General features: G+C 37.2%; 2 protein-coding genes. Both read left to right on the plus strand.

Going from position 1 to position 1,912, the window contains the following annotated elements; translation table 11 throughout:
* The first annotated feature begins 143 nt into the window (after positions 1-143).
* A complete protein-coding gene (locus FFR48_RS27615) occupies positions 144-293 on the plus strand; it encodes an ATP-binding protein (RefSeq protein ID WP_307722545.1) in 150 nt (49 codons plus the stop codon).
* Positions 294-668: 375 nt separating this feature from the next.
* Positions 669-1,382 (plus strand): rubrerythrin family protein, encoded by a 714-nt coding sequence (locus FFR48_RS27620; protein WP_137669549.1) that lies wholly within the window; start codon positions 669-671, stop codon positions 1,380-1,382.
* Positions 1,383-1,912: the final 530 nt, after the last annotated feature.

Genomic DNA, 1,912 nt, shown 5'->3' on the forward strand with positions numbered 1-1,912 from the left:
CGGAAAAAGTGTGCATTTTTTGGGATTTCAAGAGATGGCAAAGAAATTTTCAAATCTCCTCCTGACTCCTGACTCCTGACTCCTGACTCCTATGCCCTCACGGAAAGACTTTCTCAGCAACCCCTAAGTATGAAATAGGAACTATGGTTAATAATACCAATCAAACCGGTTTAGGATTGGCATTTTGTAAAATGGCGATCAAAGCTCATGGAGGCAAAATAACATTGCAGGATAACCATCCTCAAGGCTCTATTTTCACAGTTGAAGTTCCAGCAGTTTGTACATCTGTATAAAAGACAAAATACAACAGTGATCAATTGATAATTGATAATTGTTTCATGCAAGGCTTCCGCCGTGAGCGTCAGCCGAACGGTTTATAACCTCCGCTTACAAAGGGTAAAAAAAAGCCAAAAATTCCGCTTTTTACAGCCTCAGTCTAATAACAATAATTTTCAATAAACTACTTTGACAGAAAAAATATAAAATATTCATAATCTAAGATTTATAATTATCCTGAATCGGCTAATAACAAGGGTAATTAAAGATGGGCTAAAACAGGTTCTATAACATCTCTTTAAATATTGTAAAAATATTTTGGCTGCCTCATCTGCCTTAGTTCAAGAGTCTGTTTTTACCATGAAATATCACTTAACAGGCAAGTAAAAATTATGGATTTGTCAAATTTTACGACACTAAAAAACTTAGAAGCAGCTTTCGGTGGAGAATCGATGGCAAATCGTAAATACCTGTTTTTTGCAAATGTGGCACGTAAACTGGGTTTTACAGACTTAGCGAAGCTTTTTAAGGAAACAGCAGATCAAGAAACTGAACACGCTTTTGCACATTTTGAGTTATTACATCCAGAACTGGTTGTCAAAGATGCAGCTAGTTTAACTGATGAACAAAAACGGGAAATTATGTCTCGTTGTTTGTCTTTGGCAATTGAAGGGGAAACCTATGAATACACTACCATGTATCCTGATTTTGCTGCTGCTGCTCAAAAAGATAGAGATAATCCCGCAGCGGAAGAATTTCTCAAACAAGCTCAAGAATCTAGTGAACACGCTAACACATTCCGCGCCGCAGCACACCGTTTTGGGTTGCTCAAATTCATTGAAAATTATCACGCAGATCGCTACGCTGAAGCTTTAGAAGTATTAAATGGTGGACAAGCTGTAACGAGAGTCGCAGGTGAAGATCCCGCAACTCAAAAATGGATTTGTAGACAGTGCAGCATGATTTATGATCCTGTTGTTGGTGATCCTGATTCGGGTATTGCACCTGGTACACCTTTTGTAGAAATTCCTGATGATTGGAGTTGTCCTATTTGCGGTGCTACTAAAAAGACTTTTAAACCTCTTGAAGAAAAAGTTGCTGCTTAAATTAAACTTAGCAATGTTAAACCCTTACAGGAGATGTCTTAACTACTCTGTCTACAGCTATACATCCCCAACCAAAATACCCTAAAAAAAGAGAGTGGGAGGAGGCATTACCAAGCGCCATTCTCTCCCACTCTACTATTTGCTGCTGAAGCGATTCGGGAATATACACATAACGCTAATCGTTAAATTAGGGGGGTAATTTATATAACGATAACGTTTCTACTCAGTGAGTATTCCTATTGCAGCAAACGATCATTTTATTTAATTGTCCAACAAACTTAACAAGAATCAGAAACTAATTTTTTTAATTTTTTAGCAACTGTTTTGCTTTCGTTTGTCTAATTTAATTTAACTTGCTTCTCTAGCTTGTGGTTGCCAATTTGGCATTTTTCTAGCTAGAAATTTAGAAATTTTTGCTCGTTCATTGCTAACACTTGCTCAGAGAGACTTTGAACCATACACCTGATAAAAGTTATAGCTAAAAACTAAGATAATGTGAGTAAAGCACTAGGGGGTAATACCCATCATCC

Source organism: Sphaerospermopsis reniformis (assembly GCF_005402885.1).
Taxonomy (GTDB): domain Bacteria; phylum Cyanobacteriota; class Cyanobacteriia; order Cyanobacteriales; family Nostocaceae; genus Sphaerospermopsis; species Sphaerospermopsis kisseleviana.

Excerpts from the sequence above, each read along its gene's own strand:
- FFR48_RS27615 (WP_307722545.1), top strand. The coding sequence starts at position 144 with ATGGTTAATAATACCAATCAAACCGGTTTAGGATTGGCATTTTGTAAA.
- FFR48_RS27620 (WP_137669549.1), top strand. The coding sequence starts at position 669 with ATGGATTTGTCAAATTTTACGACACTAAAAAACTTAGAAGCAGCTTTC.